Below are 1,660 nucleotides of genomic sequence, written 5' to 3'. Positions count from 1 at the left end.
CCGAACCGGTGGAACGCCTTCGGCAAACCGGTTTGCGTCAAAAATGCATAGTCGCGTCCATAGCACGGGAACTCGTACCCATCCGGACAAAGCCCGTTTAATCCATCTCGTTATACAGAAGTATCGTAGCCGTCACGTAAGATCTGGATGGTGACCACTGCATCCATGACCCGCTGCATGCCAATCCACAGCGTCTTCGCGCCCGGCTCACCATCGCCCTTGCGCCCGAGGAATCCGCCCAGTGATGCAATCATCCGTATCATCTGATTGAGCGTCGGTGGCTTTTCCGGGCGTGGTTTTTTGGAGAGCACATGAGCGCCATGTATCTCGTCAACCGCAAAGAACAGAGAGGCGTCAAGCTCCGGACACGTTCGGCCCACTCGCATGAGCCGTGCGATACGCCACGATACGATCATGTACAGCGCAAGTGCCTTCTCCACCCGCTCCATCTGTGAGAGCTGCAATGCCTCAACCCGGCAGGCGTTCTTCAGCACGTTGAAGAGCATCTCTATTTCCCACCTTGCGCGGTACCAGTCAACGAGTTCGGTGAGCGCATTCGCGTCACCCGCTTCGCGGTTGGTCACAAGACGCCAGACCACGGGCTTTGCACCTGCTGGCGCATCCACCTCATATGCCTCGACGCAGGTGAGCGTGACACGGGCGCGACCGGGCAGCGTGATGCGCTGGCTACGCAGGTCCTGCTTCACTTCACGCGCCTTCTGGCCACTGCGCCCGGGCAACACGAAGCTGATATGCCCAAGCACGTTACTCGCGTGCACCTTGTCCCACAGCTTTTCTTCGTCCTTTAAGGCGCGATTGTGCTGGGAGCGAATCAGCCAGTCCGCCGGTTCCCCCAGTTCCTGCGCGCGCTGCATGAGCCCCGCGATGTCGCCTTCACGATCAGCCACATATACCAGCCGCGTGCCCGGCAGGGACCGAGCCTGTTCGGCAACGATCTCATAGCTTTCGATCCACCGCACACTTTCCCTGACACCGCCACGCCGGCCGCTTGCATCTCGTGGCTCGCGCGCCCACATCCATGCGTTCATCACACCCAGCGGCTCCCGGTCTGCTGTCACCGCATAAGTCGCGTGAAGATACATGCCCACCTGTGCTTCATAACTGAGCGGACCGGCCCCTTCGATATCCTGACCGTTAAAGTTCAGCTCTGTCGTATCGGCAATGCATAGCACCACGGGCAACGCCCCCATGCGCGCCGTGGTGCGATCCCAATGCGGCTGCATCATGTCGCGCCAGTCGATGCGCTCGTTGCCCAGAAAGCGGTAGGCCGCCATCGTCTCGGCCCAGCCTCCACACGCGCCCGGAATGCTCGCGGTGGGCCGGCTGGCGAACCGTTTGATCTGTTCCTTTGCGCGCCGGTCTCGCCGAGGATCACCCAGATCCAGCGTTTCAAATTCTTCGTCCACCCAGGCTCCCGCGTCGTCTCGAATCATCATGCCGAAAATCCGAGAGTAAACGCGAAATCCGCGTCGTTAACAACCCCCTTCCAATTGCCTGGCTATCCAACATCGTCTCCGGAACCGTCGATTTGTGTATAACGAGATGCGTTTAATCCCCAGCCTCAACTCTCCCGTACTCCGCTTCCGACTTTAGCTCTACACCAGCGGCGTTGATCAAACGGGAACATAAAGTAGTCGCG

The 1,660-nt window shown here is 59.4% G+C and carries 1 protein-coding gene; it reads right to left on the bottom strand.

Going from position 1 to position 1,660, the window contains the following annotated elements; translation table 11 throughout:
* Window positions 1-110: 110 nt before the first annotated feature.
* The gene (locus A3CW_RS0144110; protein ID WP_035515906.1) at window positions 111-1,454 is read right to left on the bottom strand and encodes an IS4 family transposase; all 1,344 of its coding nucleotides are present in this window, start codon (window positions 1,452-1,454) and stop codon (window positions 111-113) included.
* Window positions 1,455-1,660: the final 206 nt, after the last annotated feature.

Source organism: Paraburkholderia nodosa DSM 21604 (assembly GCF_000519185.1).
Lineage (GTDB): Bacteria > Pseudomonadota > Gammaproteobacteria > Burkholderiales > Burkholderiaceae > Paraburkholderia > Paraburkholderia nodosa.
This window is presented reverse-complemented; position numbering and strand designations above follow the sequence as displayed.

Coding starts and splice junctions, on each gene's coding strand:
- A3CW_RS0144110 (WP_035515906.1), bottom strand. CDS start 1,454: ATGATTCGAGACGACGCGGGAGCCTGGGTGGACGAAGAATTTGAAACG.